Annotated in this window: 16 protein-coding genes; 7 read left to right on the forward strand and 9 right to left on the reverse strand. The window is 71.5% G+C overall.

What is annotated here, in order from left to right; translation table 11 throughout:
• Nucleotides 1-197 precede the first annotated feature (197 nt).
• On the forward strand, nt 198-713 hold the full coding sequence (locus OO62_RS15065) for a lamin tail domain-containing protein (protein ID WP_033267894.1): 516 nt from the start codon (nt 198-200) through the stop codon (nt 711-713).
• Between the two features lie 225 nt (nt 714-938).
• On the forward strand, nt 939-1589 hold the full coding sequence (locus tag OO62_RS15070) for a hypothetical protein (RefSeq protein ID WP_033267895.1): 651 nt from the start codon (nt 939-941) through the stop codon (nt 1587-1589).
• 77 nt (nt 1590-1666) lie between these two features.
• On the opposite strand, the gene OO62_RS15075 is transcribed toward OO62_RS15070, so the two are convergent.
• Nucleotides 1667-2293 carry a TetR/AcrR family transcriptional regulator gene (locus tag OO62_RS15075; protein ID WP_033267896.1) on the reverse strand — a complete coding sequence of 209 codons (627 nt, stop codon included), beginning with the start codon at nt 2291-2293 and terminating at the stop codon, nt 1667-1669.
• 87 nt (nt 2294-2380) lie between these two features.
• On the opposite strand from OO62_RS15075, the gene OO62_RS36965 reads away from it, so the two are divergent.
• On the forward strand, nt 2381-3064 hold the full coding sequence (locus tag OO62_RS36965; protein ID WP_051733205.1) for a hypothetical protein: 684 nt from the start codon (nt 2381-2383) through the stop codon (nt 3062-3064).
• A gap of 93 nt (nt 3065-3157) precedes the next feature.
• On the opposite strand, the gene OO62_RS39595 is transcribed toward OO62_RS36965, so the two are convergent.
• Nucleotides 3158-3313: a hypothetical protein gene (locus OO62_RS39595; protein ID WP_157850147.1), complete on the reverse strand. Its 156-nt coding sequence runs from the start codon at nt 3311-3313 to the stop codon at nt 3158-3160.
• A gap of 252 nt (nt 3314-3565) precedes the next feature.
• Between OO62_RS39595 and OO62_RS15085 the strand changes: the two genes are divergently transcribed.
• Nucleotides 3566-4642 carry an amidinotransferase gene (locus OO62_RS15085; protein ID WP_033267897.1) on the forward strand — a complete coding sequence of 359 codons (1077 nt, stop codon included), beginning with the start codon at nt 3566-3568 and terminating at the stop codon, nt 4640-4642.
• A 55-nt stretch (nt 4643-4697) separates the two neighbouring features.
• Here OO62_RS15085 and OO62_RS15090 read toward each other — a convergent pair whose 3' ends face one another.
• Nucleotides 4698-5477, reverse strand: a complete 780-nt coding sequence (locus tag OO62_RS15090; RefSeq protein WP_033267898.1) for an SDR family NAD(P)-dependent oxidoreductase — start codon at nt 5475-5477, stop codon at nt 4698-4700.
• A 435-nt stretch (nt 5478-5912) separates the two neighbouring features.
• On the opposite strand from OO62_RS15090, the gene OO62_RS15095 reads away from it, so the two are divergent.
• Complete coding sequence (locus tag OO62_RS15095) at nt 5913-8132, forward strand: NADP-dependent isocitrate dehydrogenase (RefSeq protein WP_033267899.1); 2220 nt, start codon at nt 5913-5915, stop codon at nt 8130-8132.
• A gap of 189 nt (nt 8133-8321) precedes the next feature.
• Here OO62_RS15095 and OO62_RS15100 read toward each other — a convergent pair whose 3' ends face one another.
• Nucleotides 8322-9500: a GDSL-type esterase/lipase family protein gene (locus tag OO62_RS15100; protein WP_033267900.1), complete on the reverse strand. Its 1179-nt coding sequence runs from the start codon at nt 9498-9500 to the stop codon at nt 8322-8324.
• A 10-nt stretch (nt 9501-9510) separates the two neighbouring features.
• Nucleotides 9511-10128 (reverse strand): TetR/AcrR family transcriptional regulator, encoded by a 618-nt coding sequence (locus tag OO62_RS15105; protein WP_051733207.1) that lies wholly within the window; start codon nt 10126-10128, stop codon nt 9511-9513.
• 207 nt (nt 10129-10335) lie between these two features.
• Here OO62_RS15105 and OO62_RS15110 point away from each other — a divergent pair, with 207 nt between their 5' ends.
• Nucleotides 10336-10734 carry a VOC family protein gene (locus tag OO62_RS15110; RefSeq protein WP_033267901.1) on the forward strand — a complete coding sequence of 133 codons (399 nt, stop codon included), beginning with the start codon at nt 10336-10338 and terminating at the stop codon, nt 10732-10734.
• 28 nt (nt 10735-10762) lie between these two features.
• Here OO62_RS15110 and OO62_RS15115 read toward each other — a convergent pair whose 3' ends face one another.
• From OO62_RS15115 to OO62_RS15130, 4 genes are all read right to left on the reverse strand, one after another.
• Nucleotides 10763-11488 carry an HAD family hydrolase gene (locus OO62_RS15115; RefSeq protein WP_381505979.1) on the reverse strand — a complete coding sequence of 242 codons (726 nt, stop codon included), beginning with the start codon at nt 11486-11488 and terminating at the stop codon, nt 10763-10765.
• Entirely contained in the window at nt 11488-12150 is a 663-nt protein-coding gene (locus OO62_RS15120; protein WP_051733208.1) for a phosphatase PAP2 family protein, read from the reverse strand. Before OO62_RS15120 ends, OO62_RS15115 begins: the two co-directional genes overlap by 1 nt.
• A gap of 41 nt (nt 12151-12191) precedes the next feature.
• Nucleotides 12192-13127, reverse strand: a complete 936-nt coding sequence (locus tag OO62_RS15125) for a M56 family metallopeptidase (protein WP_033267902.1) — start codon at nt 13125-13127, stop codon at nt 12192-12194.
• A 203-nt stretch (nt 13128-13330) separates the two neighbouring features.
• Nucleotides 13331-14071: a DUF5134 domain-containing protein gene (locus OO62_RS15130; RefSeq protein WP_033267903.1), complete on the reverse strand. Its 741-nt coding sequence runs from the start codon at nt 14069-14071 to the stop codon at nt 13331-13333.
• 549 nt (nt 14072-14620) lie between these two features.
• Here OO62_RS15130 and OO62_RS15135 point away from each other — a divergent pair.
• The coding region (locus OO62_RS15135; protein ID WP_033267929.1) for a type I polyketide synthase at nt 14621-16423 on the forward strand (1803 nt) is incomplete at its 3' end.

Here is a 16423-nt window from a genome sequence, read left to right on the forward strand (position 1 = left end):
GTCGCATAAGCGCTGGTGAGCGCGGGGGAGTGTGCGCCTGGCGTGGTGCGGTTGTGTAAATGTCTGTGTTTTGTAACACCAAACCGGATTTCTTCCGGCAAGGCATGACGTGGCGTCACTGTGTGGGGGCCCGGTCAAAACCGGCCGGGCTTCCGGTTTTTCGGCGCCCTTTCGAGGGTGCCGTAGGAGGGGATTCCGTGTTCCGTCACGCCTCGCGTATCGCCGCTGCCGTCCTCGGCTCCGCGGCTCTTGTCGCCACCGCCGCGCTGCCGGCCACCGCTGTCGGCCACCACGGTCCGGCCTCGCACCACCAGGGCCGTTCCGCGGTGGTACTCGGGCCGATCCAGTACGACAGCCCCGGTTGGGACGACCACTCCAACCGGAGCCTGAACGCCGAGTGGGTCACCGTGAAGAACACCGGCCGCTGGCCGGTGACCATCAAGGGCTGGACGCTGTCCAACAAGTCCGGCCACACCTACCACTTCGGCAACGTGCGTCTGGCCGGCCACAGCCAGGTCCGCGTCCACACCGGCATCGGCCGCGACAACCGCTTCGACCTGTTCCAGGACCGCCGCAACTACTTCTGGGACAACTCCGACACCGCCACCCTGCGCAACGACCACCGCCGCGTCGTCGACTCCGAGAGCTGGGGCCGCCACGGTCACGGGGGTGGCGGTCACCACGGTCACTGGGGTGGTGGCCACCACCACTGAGCTGACTCATCCCGTCGGCGGTAGGGCAGCTTGGTCACCTACCTGACCGCCGACCCCGGTGCGCCGCAGGCTCCTGCCCTGCGGCGCACTGCTGTGTCCGGGGCCGGATCGGCGGCGAAACCCGTGGGGGAGTACGGGGGTGTTCTCTGTTTGCCCTCTGCCCTTTGCCCTCTGCCGTCACCGGGTGGCGCGGCGACCTGGGGCGCGCGAGGCGATACTGAGGCGGTGCTGATCGTGGATGCTGTCGTGGAAGCCGTGGCCACCGCTGACTTCTCCCTGTGGCCGGTGGCTCCGCCGCCTCCCGACCGACTCCTCGCGCTGTCCCACCGCATGTCCCCGGCAGAAGTCGGTACCGCACTGGCGACGCTGGTCGACTACAACTCCCGGCCGGCCACGGACGAGCGTCCGGTGGCGGACGCCGGGGAGCAGCTGCGTCGCCTGCTCCAGCAGGAGAAACTCATCGCTCCGGGCGGGCTGCGCCTCCGTGAGACCGATAGCGACGTCACGGTGAGTCCGGGATGCTGCTGCGGGCTGGAGGACTGGCGCGACTGGCTCGGCCTGCTGGAGGGGGACGTCCCGTGGCTCGGCCACGATCCTTCACCGGCGATCGAGGTCGGCGAACCGGTGGTGCGCCTGTGGCCGGACGGCGGAAACGAGGAAGGCGCCGCCTCCGGGCCTTGTCTTGAGATCCCTGTGGGTGACCTGGCGCGGATCCTGCACACGGTGCACGACGAGCTGCAGGGCTTCCTCTCCCTCACCGGGCAGTGGGCGGCCCGCCATGTTCCCTCGCTCGCCGCGGACCTGGTCGCCAGACTGGGCGAAGACCTGGCCATCGGCGCACCCCTGCCGGGCGGCGGTGACCCGCGCCTCCTGTGAGCGGTAACAGGAGCCGCAGGTAGGGAAGTTGAGCCCCTGACGCTGCACCGCGGGCGCCGGTCGGAGCGGCGGTGTGTTCAGTCTCCGGTGAGGGAGGCGAAGGCTCCGCACAGGAGTTGGACGCTCCGTTGGAACTTCTCGTCCTGGGGGAGCTGGGGCATCTCGGTGAGCAGGAGGGGGAAGCGCTCCCGCAGGTCGGCGTAGACGTCCGCGGTGAGGGCCGGGGTCTGGGGGCGGCTCTGTTCCTGCAGGACGAAGCCGGTGATGTGGCTGAGGAAGGTGTCTGCCGCGATGCCGCCGTGTGCGACGGGGACGCCGGCCTCGACGAGGGTGCGGAGGAGGCGCTCCATCAAGGACAGGGCGCCGGGGGCGAGCATGCCGGGGCTGTCGACCATGAGCAGCGCCCCGCCGGGGTGCGCGAGGAGGGTGCGGCGCAGTGTCGCGGCCTGAACCTCGAGCTTGTGCTGCCAGGTCGCGTCGGGCGGCAGGGCGGCCAGGGCGGCGCTTCCGGCGTCGTAAGCCTGCCGGCAGACGCGGTCGGCCATCATCGCGAGCAGTTCGTCCTTGCTGCGCACGTGGTAGTAGAGGCTGCCCGCGTGCGCGCCGAGGCGCTCGGCCACCTGGCGCATGGACAGGGCGTGGTAGCCGACCTCGGCGAAGGTGGCCATGCCGGCGCTGATGATCCGCTCCTTGGTGAGCTTCATGCGCCTATCGTAAGGCTTTTCAAACGCTGTTTGAAAATCGTGCTAGCCTCACGTTCGACTTTCGAACACTGTTGTAGGGGGCGGAACATGGGCGGGCTGCTGTTCAACGTGACCACGGCTGCGTTGATGGTGATGATGATCAACAGTGGGCTGGGTGCGGTCGGACGTGAGTCGCTGCGCGGACGTCCCGTCCCGTGGGTCGCGGTCGGTCTGACCGTGCTGGCGGTGGCCGGCGTCGTGCTTCAGCTGTGCTGGTCGGGGGCGATGGCCGCACTCGACGAGGATCCCGCCAAGTCCGGCTGGTGGCGGGTGTTCACCTCGGTCTTCATGCAGAACGGCGGCGTGGCCGGCGCGCTCTGGAACATCGCCACGCTGGCTTTCGTGGGCGCGCTCGCCCAGTGGCTCTGGGGCGGCACGCTGACCGCGCTCCTCTTTGTCGCGGGCATCCTCCTGCCGGAGCACATCGACGCCCTGCTCGGCCTCGGCGGCGGCCCCAGCACGGACCCGCGCAACTTCGCCGGCAGTTCCGGTGCCACCTACTTCCTCGGCGCCACCCTGGCCCTGGCGCTGCTCATGCGCACTCGGGAAAGGAAGCAGCAGGCCCTGGCGGTCGGCGTCCCGGTCCTCGGGCTGCTGATGTGGTTCGCGCAGGACAACGGCCACGGCATGGTCGCCGTGTACGGATTCGCCCTCGGCGCCCTGGCCTGGGTGGCACGCCGCTTCCTGCGGAACTCGGACGCCGAACCCTCGACGCGTACCCGCTCCGCGTAGCGGCCCGGCGGCCGCGCGAACGGTTCTCGTGAACGGTCTCTCGTGTGCGGAGTGCGCCCGTGCTTCCGGCCCGCGTATCGGAGTTGACCGCGGTCACCATGCCTCGTGGTGCAGGTGAACGAGGCCGGTGAGGGAGCCGAGACGGCGGTGCAGGGTGGGGTCCGGGTGCTGAGTGGCGATCTCCAAGAACCCCTGGACAGGTTCGCTCGTCGTGTGGGTGTGGGTGCCGTGGACGTCGTAGTCGGTCATCGCGGCGACGATATGCCGCAGACGCTCGTGGCGGGCGGAGTCGCATCGCGGGGTACGGAGCGGCTTCCGGCCAACATTCTGGCCGGCCTTGCCGGTCGCCGCGGGAGCCACGTTCAATCGATCTTGATCGCGGCGGGCCCGTAACCCGGCCGCCGCACACCCCCCACGAGGAGCGATTACGTGAGAGCCGAGATACCGCAGACAGGGACGCCGCAGGGAAGGAAATCGGACACGGGCCGAGGCGATGAGTTCGTGTCGTCCGGACCGGCGGAGAGCCCGGTGTGCTCCTACACGGAGTGGGACCCGCTGGAGGAAGTGATCGTCGGCATCGTCGACGGGGCGAGCTTCCCGACGTGGCACGAGGCACTGCCGCCGGTGCTGCCCGCCGACCAGCACGAGACCTTCCGCCGGAACGCGGGACGCCCGTTCCCGCCCGAGCAGGTCGCCGCCGCGCGAGCGGAGTTGGAGGAGCTGGTGCACATCCTCGAAGGCGAGGGGGTGCGGGTGCGCCGGCCGGAAGCGATTCCGCAGCGCACGCCGTACACCACGCTGGACTGGACCAGCACCGGTATGTACGCGGCCATGCCCCGGGACGCGATCCTCGTGGTCGGTGACGACATCATCGAGTGCCCGATGGCCTGGCGCTCCCGCTACTACGAGAACCTCGCCTACCGGCCGCTGCTCAAGGAGTACTTCCGGGGCGGCGCGAAATGGACCGCGGCACCCAAGCCGGAGCTGACGGACGCGCAGTTCGACCAGGACTGGACGGACCCGGGCGAGGACGGGCCGCAGCGGCTGGTGGTGACCGAATTCGAGCCGACCTTCGACGCGGCCGACTTCACCCGCTGCGGACGCGACATCATCGCCCAGAAGAGCAACGTCACCAACGACTTCGGCATCGAGTGGCTGCGCCGCCACCTCGGCGACGCGTACCGCATCCATGTCTTCGAGTTCAACGACCCGCATCCGATGCACATCGACGCGACGCTGGTGCCGATGGCCCCGGGCAAGCTGCTCGTCCACCCCGAGCGGGTGACCGAGGTGCCGGGGCTGTTCAAGGGCTGGGACGTGCAGGCCGCCCCCGCGCCCGTCATCCCGGACGGGCACCCGCTCTACATGACCAGCAAGTGGATCAACATGAACATCCTGATGCTGGACGAGGAGCGGGTGATCGTCGAGGCGCAGGACGAGCCGATGATCGCCACGATGAAGAAGTTCGGGTTCACGCCGATCCCCTGCAACTTCCGCAATTTCAACAGCTTCGGCGGCTCGTTCCACTGCGCCACGGTGGATGTGCGGCGCCGGGGGACGTTGGAGTCGTACTTCTAGGTCGCACGTGTCCTTCCCTTCGCGTGCCCGGGCCCTCGCTCCCGGGCAGGGGGGCTCAGGTCACTGAGAAGCCGCCGTCGACGAAGACTGTCTGGCCCGTCACGTACGCTGCCCCCGGGCCGGTCAGGAAGACCGCGGCGCCCGCGAAGTCGGCCAGTTCGCCGTTGCGTCCGGCCATCGTCCGGCGGGCCATCGCCTCGGTGCGGTCGGGATCGGCGAACACCGCCTCGTTGAGCGGGGTGCGGACGAAGCCGGGGGCGAGGGCGTTGACGCTGACGCCGTGCCGGGACCAGGACTCCGCCTGGGAGCGGGTCAGCGCGGCGAGCCCGGCCTTGGACACCCCGTACGCGCCGCTGTTGCCGAACGCCCGGATCGCCTGCTGCGAGGCGATGTGCAGGATCCGTCCCCAGCCGCGGGCGGCCATGCCGGGCCCGAAGCGCTGCCCGAGCAGGAAGGGCGCGTCGAGGTTGACGGCCATCGTGCGGTCCCAGTCGGGGGTGGTCAACTCGTCCATCGGGGGGCGGGGGTTGACCCCGGCTGCGTTGACCAGGATGTCCGGCTCGCCGTGCCGCCGCACCATCTCGTCCGCGCCCCGGCCGAGGGCCTCCCGGTCACCCACGTCGGCGGCGATCCAGTGCGCGGTGCAGCCCGCCGCCGAGAGCTCGGCGGCGGTGCTCCGCAGCGGCTCCGCGCGCCGGGCCAGCAGCACCACCTCCGCCCCGGCGCGCCCCAGGGCCTCCGCGACGGCCCGGCCGATCCCGGAACTGCCGCCGGTCACGAGGGCGGTGCGGCCGGCGAGGGAGAAGAGCGCGTCGAGGTAGGGGCTGGCGGTCATGGTCGGCGATGCCTCCTGGGGCGCGGTTCGGTTCGTCCGGTGCCGGTCCGAGGGGGTGCCCGGTGGGACGGTGTGACGATCATGCCCACCCCGGCCGCCGCCGACCCGCCGCAGGGCGTGCATCGGGTGTTCCTTGCGGTGCGGTGGGCCGCGGTCCCGTACGCGGCCGGGCCGCCGCCGCGCCGGCTCGTACGCCCCGTGCGCCCGGGTGCCGGCCCGCTTCGGCGCCGCCCCCGGCACCGGTGGGGCCAGATGGCGGAAGGGGCCGGAGGAGCGGAAAAAGTGGCCGGCACGCACGGCTACCGGTTTTCACCCTTCGCAACGGGTCGGAATAGATTCCTCCGGTTTTGCCCGGGGTGGGGTCCTGTCGAGAGGGGGGCGCTCAGGAGATATCTTGATGTCGAGCAATGTTGCAGACGTGGAGCGGAGCACCCGGTGACTGACTCGACCATCATCTACACACACACTGACGAGGCCCCGGCCCTGGCGACGTATTCGTTCTTGCCTGTGATCCAGGCATACGCGTCGCAGGCCGGCGTCAGCGTGGAGACCCGTGACATCTCTCTGGCCGGGCGCATCATCGCGAGCTTCCCCGAGCACCTGGAGGAGGGCCAGCGGATCGACGACGCCCTCGCCGAGCTCGGCGCGCTGGCCAAGACCCCCGAGGCCAACATCATCAAGCTGCCGAACATCTCGGCCTCGATCCCGCAGCTCAAGGCCGCGATCGCGGAGCTTCAGGAGCAGGGCTACGCGCTGCCGGCCTACCCGGACGACCCCAAGACCGACGAGGAGCGCGACATCCGCGCCCGTTACGACAAGGTCAAGGGCAGCGCCGTCAACCCCGTCCTGCGCGAGGGCAACTCCGACCGCCGCGCCCCGGCGTCGGTGAAGAACTACGCCAAGGCGCACCCGCACCGCATGGGCGAGTGGACGGCCCACTCCAAGACCAACGTCGTCCACATGGACAACGACGACTTCCGCTCCACCGAGAAGTCCTCGGTGATCTCCCGGAAGGGCTCGCTGCGGATCGAGCTCAAGGGCGACGACGGCTCCACCACCGTCCTGCGCGAGTCGGTCCCGGTGCTCGACGGCGAGGTCGTCGACGCCTCCGTCATGCGCGTCGCCGCGCTGCGTGAGTTCCTCACCGCGCAGGTCGCCCGCGCCAAGGCCGAGGGCGTGCTGTTCTCCGTCCACCTCAAGGCCACGATGATGAAGGTCTCCGACCCGATCATCTTCGGCCACGTGGTCCGGGCGTTCTTCCCGAAGACCTTCGCCAAGTACGGCGAGGTGCTCGCCACCGCCGGCCTGACCCCGAACGACGGCCTCGGCGGCATCTACAAGGGCCTGGAGCTGCTGCCCGAGGGCGCCGAGATCAAGGCGTCCTTCGACGCGGAGCTCGCCGAGGGCCCCGAGCTGGCGATGGTCGACTCCGACCGCGGCATCACCAACCTGCACGTCCCCAGCGACGTCATCGTCGACGCCTCCATGCCGGCCATGATTCGCACCTCCGGCCACATGTGGGGCCCGGACGGCGAGGAGCACGACACCCTCGCGGTGCTGCCGGACAGCAGCTACGCCGGCATCTACCAGGTCGTCGTCGACGACTGCCGCGCGCACGGCGCCTACGACCCGTCCACCATGGGCTCGGTGCCGAACGTCGGCCTGATGGCGCAGAAGGCCGAGGAGTACGGCAGCCACGACAAGACCTTCGAGATCCCCGCCACGGGCACCGTGCGGGTCCTCGACGAGGCCGGCGACGTCGTACTGGAGCAGGCCGTCGGTGCCGGCGACATCTTCCGGATGTGCCAGACCAAGGACCTGCCGATCCGCGACTGGGTCAAGCTCGCCGTCACCCGCGCCCGCGCCACCGGCAACCCCGCGGTGTTCTGGCTGGACGAGGAGCGCGCGCACGACGCGCAGCTGATCAAGAAGGTCAAGACCTACCTCGCCGACCACGACACTGACGGCCTGCAGATCGAGATCATGGCCCCGGTCCACGCGATCAAGTTCTCGCTCGACCGCATCCGCCGCGGCGAGGACACGATCTCGGTCACCGGCAACGTCCTGCGTGACTACCTGACCGACCTGTTCCCGATCCTGGAGCTGGGCACCAGCGCCAAGATGCTGTCGGTCGTCCCGCTGATGAACGGCGGCGGCCTGTTCGAGACCGGCGCCGGCGGCTCCGCGCCCAAGCACGTCCAGCAGCTGGTCAAGGAGAACTACCTGCGCTGGGACAGCCTGGGTGAGTTCCTGGCCCTGGCGGTCAGCTTCGAGCACCTCGCGCAGAAGACGGGCAACGCCCGCGCCCAGGTCCTGGCCGACACCCTCGACCGCGCCACCGGCACGTTCCTCAACGAGAACAAGTCGCCCAGCCGCAAGCTCGGCGGCATCGACAACCGCGGCAGCCACTTCTACCTGGCGCTCTACTGGGCCCAGGAGCTGGCGAAGCAGACCGAGGACGCCCAGCTCGCGCAGGTCTTCTCGGGCCTGGCCACGACGCTCGCCGAGCAGGAGAAGACCATCGTCGACGAGCTGATCGCGGCGCAGGGCTCGCCGGCCGACATCGGCGGCTACTACCAGCCCGACCCGGAGAAGGCCGCGGCGGTCATGCGTCCGTCGCAGACCCTCAACCAGGCCATCGCGAGCCTGAGCTGACGCCGGGATCCTTCCGCGGCACCGAGGCCCGACGGCCTACGGCCCGCGGAAGGGCCCGCTGATGGTCACTCCGCCCCGGCCGGCACCGCGCCCGGCCGGGGCGGAGCCATGCGTGCGTCCGCACGCGGCATGCACCGATCCGCCTCAGGCCCCTCGGGTGCTTCTGGTACTTCAGTTGCTTCAGGTGCCTCAGGCGGTCCGGTCCGCGAAGGCGCCGTCGGCGCTGAAGGCCAGCCGGGCGAAGCGTTCGCCGATCCGGCGGTGGGTGGCGGCGTCCGGGTGGAGCGCGTCGGGCAGCGGCAGTTCGACGGCGTCCTCCTCTCCGTAGAGGACGCGCCCGTCGAGGTAGTACAGGTGCGGATCCGCGGCCGCCCGCTGCGCCACGATCCGTGCCAGCTCGTCGCGGATGACGCCCAGGGTCAGCTTCCCGCTCGCACGTTCCGCCGGATCGCCCATGGCCCGGAACCGCAGCCGGCCCTCGCCGAGGGTGCTGAAGTCCGGTGCGCTGGGGCCCGGCGTGTCCTCGTGTATGGGGCACAGCAGGGGCGAGACGACCAGCAGCGGGGTGCTGGGGTGGCCCTCGCGGAGGGTGTCGAGGAAGCCGTGCACCGCCGGGGTGAAGGCGCGCAGCCGCATCAGGTCGGCGTTCACCAGATTGATGCCGATCTTGACGCTGACCAGGTCGGCGGGGGTGTCCCGGAGCGCGCGGGCGGTGAACGGGTCGAGCAGGGCACTGCCGCCGAGGCCCAGGTTGATCAGCTCCACGCCGCCGAGGGAGGCGGCGAGCGCGGGCCAGGTGGTGGTGGGGCTGGCGGCGTCGGAGCCATGGCTGATCGAACTGCCGTGGTGCAGCCACACCTTGCGTCCCCGGTCCCGAGCGGGCTCGACGGGGGCGTCGGTGCGCAGGACACCGAGTTCGGTGGTCTCGTTGTGCGGCAGCCAGATCTCGACGTCCTTGTCGCCGTCGGGCAGGCCGCTGAAACGGACGGTGCCGGCGGGGCCCGCCTCGTGCGTGAAGGTCCCGGCGGTCATGTCGATGGTCAGGGTGTTGCCGCCCGCCACACCGGCCTGGCCGGCCAGGCGGCCGTCGACGAGCAGGTCGTACACGCCGTCCGGGCGGGGCGGCGCGCCCACGTAGTGCCGCTTGGTGGGGAGGGCGTCCAGTTCGACGGTGGTGGCCCGGGTGCGGAAGACCAGCCGGACGCCGGAGGGCTGGGCCTCGGCCATGGCCAGTTGGCCGTCGGCGCACTGGGCGCGGGCCCGGGCGGGCAGCCGGTGCGGCAGCACGCCGTACTCGGTGCGCTCCACCTCCAGGGCGCCGCGCAGGAGTTCCGCGGTGACGGGCGTGGTGGTCCAGTTCTCGTTCATGTCCCGTGCCTCAACGTGTCGTTCGGTGTCCGGAGTCTGCGGGGCCGGGTGACGGGGCGGCCTGCGCGGGCCAGTTCCGCAGCAGTGCGTCGAGGCCGTCCAGGATCCGTTCCCAGGTCTCCTGCGAGTCGGGGGCACTGTGGCTGAACCCCCCTCCCAGCTCCAGGCTGACGTAGCCGTGGAAGACGCTGCCCAGCAGCCGGACCGCATGCGTCTGGTCCGGCTCCGACAGCTCGTAGCCGCGCAGGATCGCCCGCGTCATCTGTGCGTGCCTGCCGCCGGCGCTGGCGGCGGCCTCTGCCGGGGTGAGCCGCAGCTGGGCCGCGGCGTAGCGGCCGGGGTGCTCGCGGGCGTAGTCGCGGTAGACGTTCGCCAAGGCGGTCAGGGCGTCCTTGCCGGCCCGGCCGGCCAGCGCGGCGGCGCCCCGGTCGGCGAGCTCCTCCAGGGCCAGCAGCGCGATCTTGGTCTTGAGGTCCTGGGAGTTCTTCACGTGCGAGTACAGACTCGCGACCTTGACCTCGAACCGCCTGGCGAGCGCCGAGACGGTCACCTGGTCGAAGCCGACCTCATCGGCCAGTTCCGCTCCCGCCCGGACCAGACGCTCCGTGGTCAGCCCCACGCGCACCATAACCTTCCTCCCATTCTCCGAAAATGATTATGCAGTTACCTAATAGCTTTAGGCAAGTGAGGCAGCCTTTTAGCGTGGGGCCGCGCGGCCCGGAGGCCACCGCGGGAGCCCCGGGCCCGGGCGGGTAGCGTCGGGGCGCTGCCGCACGCGCGGCGGCCTCGCACGCGCACGCCGACCCACGCGCGTTGACGTCCTACGGGGGACACGATGGAACTGGCCCAGATCCGCCTGCTCGTCACGGACTTCCGTGGCTGTTACCGCTTCTACCGGGACGTGCTCGGCCTCGCCCCGCAGTTCCCGGCCGAGGACGGCCCGTACGCCAAGTTCAGCTGCGACGAAGGGTCCGCCGGCCTCGCCCTGCAGGACCGCGGGCAGATGGCCCGCGTCCTCGGGGAGCTGGCCGCGCCGCCGGCCGGCTACCGCTCCCTCGTCGTCCTGCGGGTCGACGACCTCGACGGCTACTGCGCGCGGCTCACCGCACGGGGCGCCGTCCTCGCCCACGGCCCGGCCCCGATGACCGACCGGATGCGGGTCGCCCACCTCCAGGACCCGGAGGGCAACCTCGTCGAGCTCCAGGAGTGGCTGGCGCCGCGCCCGGCGCACTGAGACGCCCCGTACGGCCCCGCGGCCGCCCTCAGCCCACGACGTCCAGCACCGGCCGCAGCCCGTCCGGGCGGAGGTCCACCGGAAGGTGGTCGACCGGCAGGAAGGCGCACCCCAGCGCGGTGGCCCCGCCATCCGCCCGGCGGTCGTCGCCGACCATCAGCACGGCGGACGGCGGGAGCCCCAACTCCCGGCAGGCGAGGGCGAAGAGCTGCGGGTCCGGCTTCTGGATCCCGTGTTCGTAGGAGAGCACACAGCTGTCCAGATGGCGGTCGAGGCCGTGGGCGCGCAGTACCGGCCGCAGATCCCAGCCGATATTGCTGAGCACGCCGATCCGGAGGCCGCGCCGGTGCAGTTCCGCCAGCACCTCGGCGGCGTCCGGGTACGGGTGCCATGCCTCCGCCGTCATGTGGCGGTCATAGAGGACGTCGTACAACTCCGGTTGCGGAAGGGCGACTTGGCGGGCCAGGCCGGTGTACACCGCGCGGTGGTGACGGGCGTCGCGGTCGCGGATCTCCCACAGCGCGGCCAGCTCGGCGGGCAGCCGTGCGGGGGAGGTACCGCCGGGGAGGGCACCCGCCCGGTCCAGCTCGGCCGCCCGCACGGCGATCTCGGCCTCGTCCATCTCCGTACCGGTCGCGGTCAGCGCCGCACGCAGCCAGGACTCCGGGGACTCGATGCGCAGCAGGGTCCCGGAGAAGTCGAAGAGCACACCCTTGATCGTGGTCATACGGCTGGTCGTCGTCATACCGTCCATCATGCGCCGTGCGCCGGAACGGTCCGCGGCGCCCACCGGCGCGCGCAGACGGCGTATGCCCCGGCCGACCCGGCCACCACGGCACCGCCCAGCAGCCACCCGCCGAGGACGTCCGACGGCCAGTGCACCCCCAGAAACACCCGGGTGCAGCCGACGCCGACGACGGAGAGCACGACCAGCACCCGCGCCGTCCACCGCCACCCGGGCCGTGCCCCGTACAGCCGCAGCAGCCACAGCAGCAGGACGCCCGCCACCAGCGCCGACATCGCATGCCCCGACGGGAACGCCGCGTAGTGCGCCGAGTCCACCGGATCCGGCCAGACCGGGCGCGCCCGGCCGACCAGCGCCTTCACCAGCTGCTGGAGCGCCGTACCGGCCAGTGCGGTGGCCCCCACCCAGACCGCGAGCAGCGGCGCACCACGCCGTACGAGCAGCCCGATCGCGACCGCGAGCAGCGCGCGCATCGCCCAGGGATCCCACACCCAGTCGCTGAGCACCCGGCTCACCCGGGTCCAGCCCGGCGAGGCGACGGCCGTCCGGTGCAGCGCGCCGCTGACCGCCGCGTCCAGCGACAGCAACGGGCCCCAGCGCAGGACGACCAGGGCGAGCAGCATCAGGAACAGGGCCGCGCAGGGAAGGGCGCGGCGGACGCCGTGCGACATGGCGCGACCCTACGCCAGTGGGCCCCGCCGACGCCGGCGTGTTACGTCAGCGCGGTCAGGCCAGGGATGAACGTCACCAGCAGCGGTACCGCGGGGACCAGCGCCGCGATCGCGGTCATCCGCAGCCGGCGGCCGGCGGTGAAGCGCGGCGCGGGGGCCAGCAAGCGGTCCACGCGAGCGGGGACCTCGGCGAGTTGCGGCGGGCAGGGGCCGAACACCCCGCGGTCCTCGTTGAGTTCGATCAGCGCCAGGGCTATCGCCAGCCGGCCGAAACGGCGCGACGCCGCGTCGTCGGCGGCCAGTTCGACCAGCCGGTGCACCTGGTCGCGGAAGGCGGCGAAGACGCGGATCTGCGGATGGCCGGAGGCCAGCGCCGAGGAGCAGTAGAGCAGGAGATCGTGCCGGGCCCGCACGTGGCCCTGCTCATGGGCGATCAACGCATCGAGCTGACGATCCTTCAGCCGTCGCAACGCCGAGGTGGTGATGACCAGTTGGGCCGAGGCACGCTGCAGCCACCATGCCTCCGGGCGCTCACTCTCCAGCACCACCAGCCGCTCCCCGGCGGGCTCCTCGCCCGGCATAAGCGGGGCCCGGCGCAGCAGATCGGCCCGGCACTGCCGGCGGCGCGCCCGGGCCGCGCGTACCTCGCGGGTCAGCGCGACGGCCGTCCAGGCGCCACCGCCCGCGAGGAGGAGGGCCAGCACTCCGGCCCACGGCCCGTACGCGTTGAGCGCGTACGCCTCGACGACCACCCGGGGCGCGAAGCCGAACACCGGGCTGCGGACGGCCTCCCAGGCGGCGGCCGCGCTCAGCGACATCGCGAGGACGCAGCACAGCAGGACACCGGCGACCACGCACTGCCACACCCACAGGGCGAGCACCGGCTCGCGGTCGGGCCAGTCCGAACGGGCCATCAGCCGTGGCGCCATCGCCGCGGCCAGCACGCCGAGAATCATCAGCGCGATCGGGACCATCATGTCGGTACCTTATGAGCGGGCGGCTACTCCTTGGTACGGGCACGCATCGGAAGTGACGCACGCCACCTCGGTGACACATGTGAACAAAGCAAGGCGCGCGATCTTGCCCGGGTGAGGCCCGGGTGGTCGGGGTGCAGGCCCGGAGGGGGTCGGGTGCAGCGGGGGACGGGCCGGTGCGGGCCTTGGAGGGCATTCGCCGCAGCTCACACGGCCAGCAGCATCGCCAGCATGCCGATGCCCATCGCCACCCGGCACGCGCGCAGTACGCCGGCCGGCCAGGCACCCGCGGCCGGTACCGGCCCGCCGCGCGTCGCGGATCCGCCCGTCACCGGCCCGTGCCTCACCGGCCCGCCCGTCACCGGCCCGCCCGTCACCGGCCCCTCGGGCAGCGCCGGCTCGGCCACCGCGGAGGCCGCACCCGGCACCAGCCGGACCCCCGCGCCGATGACGTACACCGTGTAATAGGCGAGCAGCAGCCCCGTCAGCAGCGGCAACCCGCCCGGGGCGGAGTGCGCCACGGAACCCAGCGCCCCCGCCTGACCCAACTGACCCACCTGATGCGCCTGGTCGAGCTGGCTCACCTGATCCATGGGGCCGGTCCCGCCCATGTGACGCATGTGATCCATGGCCCCCGACGGTCCGACCATCACGAGCGCCATGTACACCATCGCCCCCGCCCCCACCGCGTGATGCAGATGCCGTCGCACCAGTGCCCACAGGCCCGCGGCCCCGAAGGCCGCGGTGAACAGCCACGGCCACCACGCCGGCGGGGCCACCGCGGACGCCGGCAGCGCCATCGCTGCCATCCCGAGCGCCATCAGCCCCTCGCCGCGGGTCTCCGCCCGCTGTCCGGACGGCGCCCTGTGCGCCAGCGCCAGGCAGTACACACCGGCGCCCGTACACAGCAGCACCAGCAGCCAGCTGACCAACGGCGGTCCGTGCACGAAGCGCCTCCCCCTGGGGCCTGGTATCCGTACGCATAGGTCCCCGGTGCCCGAACACAGAGGTCCTTGGCACCCGGACGCGTCGGCCTCTTGATTCCCGGCCGGCTCCCGGCACACGGGAGCGCACGGACGCACAGCGGGAGCGCGAAGGGTGCGCCGGGCCCGCCGTGGACCTTGTCGGGGGGGCGGCCGTGCGTCCCGCCGCGGCGTGGCGGTGCGGTCCCGCCCTCCCCGGCCGCGGGGAAAAGGGAACCGGCGCCGCCACCCCAATCGGGGCGGGACGTCTCTGTGCCGCTTCCCCTATTTCGTCGCTGCGGCAATGCCTTTGCGGGGCTGATGGGAAGGGGTCGGGCCGGGCGCGGAACCCCTCTCTGACGTAGGGGGGAGCAGGGGTCGATAGGGGTGTGGGAAGGGGGGACCCCTCGCCTAGTGTTGACGACGAGTGGTGCATGTGCGGTATGGGATTTTCGGGGGGCACCGCTCTTGACCCATCCCCTCGATATCCCTTCGTGTGCTGTGAGGGCCTGCGAAGAGCGAGGGTTGGGAATCATGTCGATTGTCCCCGGTGGCATCACCGAAAGCGGTCCGATTTCCGAGGGGGCCATCGCCGTCGTCGGATTGGCGTGCCGACTTCCCCAGGCGCCGGACCCGCAGGCTTTCTGGCAGTTGCTCAAGGAAGGCCGTAGCGCGGTCGGCGAGGTGCCCCACGACCGGTGGGACGCGGATACTTTGACGGGCCCGGCCCGGCACGGTGCTTTTCTCGACCGGGTCGACGGGTTCGACGCCGCATTCTTCGGCATCTCCCCGCGTGAAGCGGCGATGATGGACCCGCAGCAGCGACTGGTGCTCGAACTCGCCTGGGAGGCCCTTGAGGACGCGGGAATCCTTCCGGAGAGTGTGCGCGGCACCCGTACCGGAGTGTTCTTCGGCGCGATGTGGGACGATTACGCAACGCTGCTGCACCGGCGCGGACTTTCCGCCGTCACCCAGCATTCCGTGACCGGCCTGCACCGCAGCATCATCGCCAACCGCGTCTCCTACGCACTCGGGCTGCGCGGCCCCAGCCTTACCGTCGACACCGCCCAGTCATCCGGCCTCACCGCCGTTCACCTGGCGTGCGAAAGCCTGCGCAGCGGCGCCAGCGAGATCGCCCTCTCGGGCGGGGTGAACCTCAATATCGTTCCGGAAAGCGCTTTTGGCGCGGAGCGGTTCGGCGGCCTTTCCCCCGACGGTCGCTGCTATACGTTCGACGAGCGGGCGAACGGATATGTGCGCGGTGAGGGCGGCGGCGTCGTCCTGCTCAAGCCGCTCGCCCGTGCGCTCGCGGACGGCGACCCGGTCTATTGCGTCATCCGCGGCAGCGCCATGAACAACGACGGCGCCACCGACGGTCTCACCGTGCCGAATCCGCAGGCCCAGCAGGACGTACTGCGGCTCGCCTATGAGGCGGCCGGCGTCGACCCGGCGCAGGTGCAGTACGTCGAACTCCACGGCACCGGTACCAAGGTCGGCGACCCCGTCGAAGCCTCCGCGCTCGGCGCGGTGCTGGGCACCGCCGACGGCCGGGAGCGGCCCGTCGCCGTCGGCTCCGCGAAGACCAACGTCGGCCACCTGGAGGGCGCCGCCGGGATCGTCGGGCTGCTGAAGGTCGCCCTGTCGCTCCGGCACGGACAGCTCCCGGCCAGCCTCAACTACGAGCAGCCCAACCCCCGCATTGCCCTGGACGAGTGGAACCTCCGGGTCCAGCGGTCCCTGACGGACTGGCCCGCGGCCGGCGCCGGCGCGCTGCCGCTGGCCGGCGTCAGCTCGTTCGGCATGGGTGGCACCAACTGCCATGTCGTGCTGGAGGGGGCACCCGAAGGCGTACGAGCCGGCGACGACGGCGAGCCGGGCGGCCCCGCCTCCGCCGAGGCCGCCGGACCGCTGCCGTGGGTGCTGTCGGCGACGGACACCGCCGCGTTGCGGGCCCAGGCGGAACGGCTGCGCTCGTTCGTGGCGGCCCGGCCCGAGACGCCCCCAGCCGACGTGGCGCTGACGCTGGCCACGTCCCGTACCGCCTTCGCGCACCGGGCAGTGGTGCTCGGCCAGGACACGGACGCCCTGCTGAACAACCTCACCGCGGTGTCCAACGGCCAGGCGTCACCCGGTGTTGTTGAGGGGTGTGTGTCGGGTGGTTCTGGGCGTGTGGGGTTTTTGTTTTCTGGTCAGGGGTCGCAGCGGGTGGGGATGGGGCGTGTTCTTTATGGGGCGTTCCCGGTTTTTGCTGCGGCGGTGGATGAGGTGTGTGGGGCTTTTGACGGTGTGTTGGGTGGGTCGCTGCGTGAGGTGATGTTTGCGGAGGGGGTGGGTGCT

It is taken from the genome of Streptomyces lydicus (genome assembly GCF_000717345.1).
GTDB lineage: Bacteria > Actinomycetota > Actinomycetes > Streptomycetales > Streptomycetaceae > Streptomyces > Streptomyces lydicus.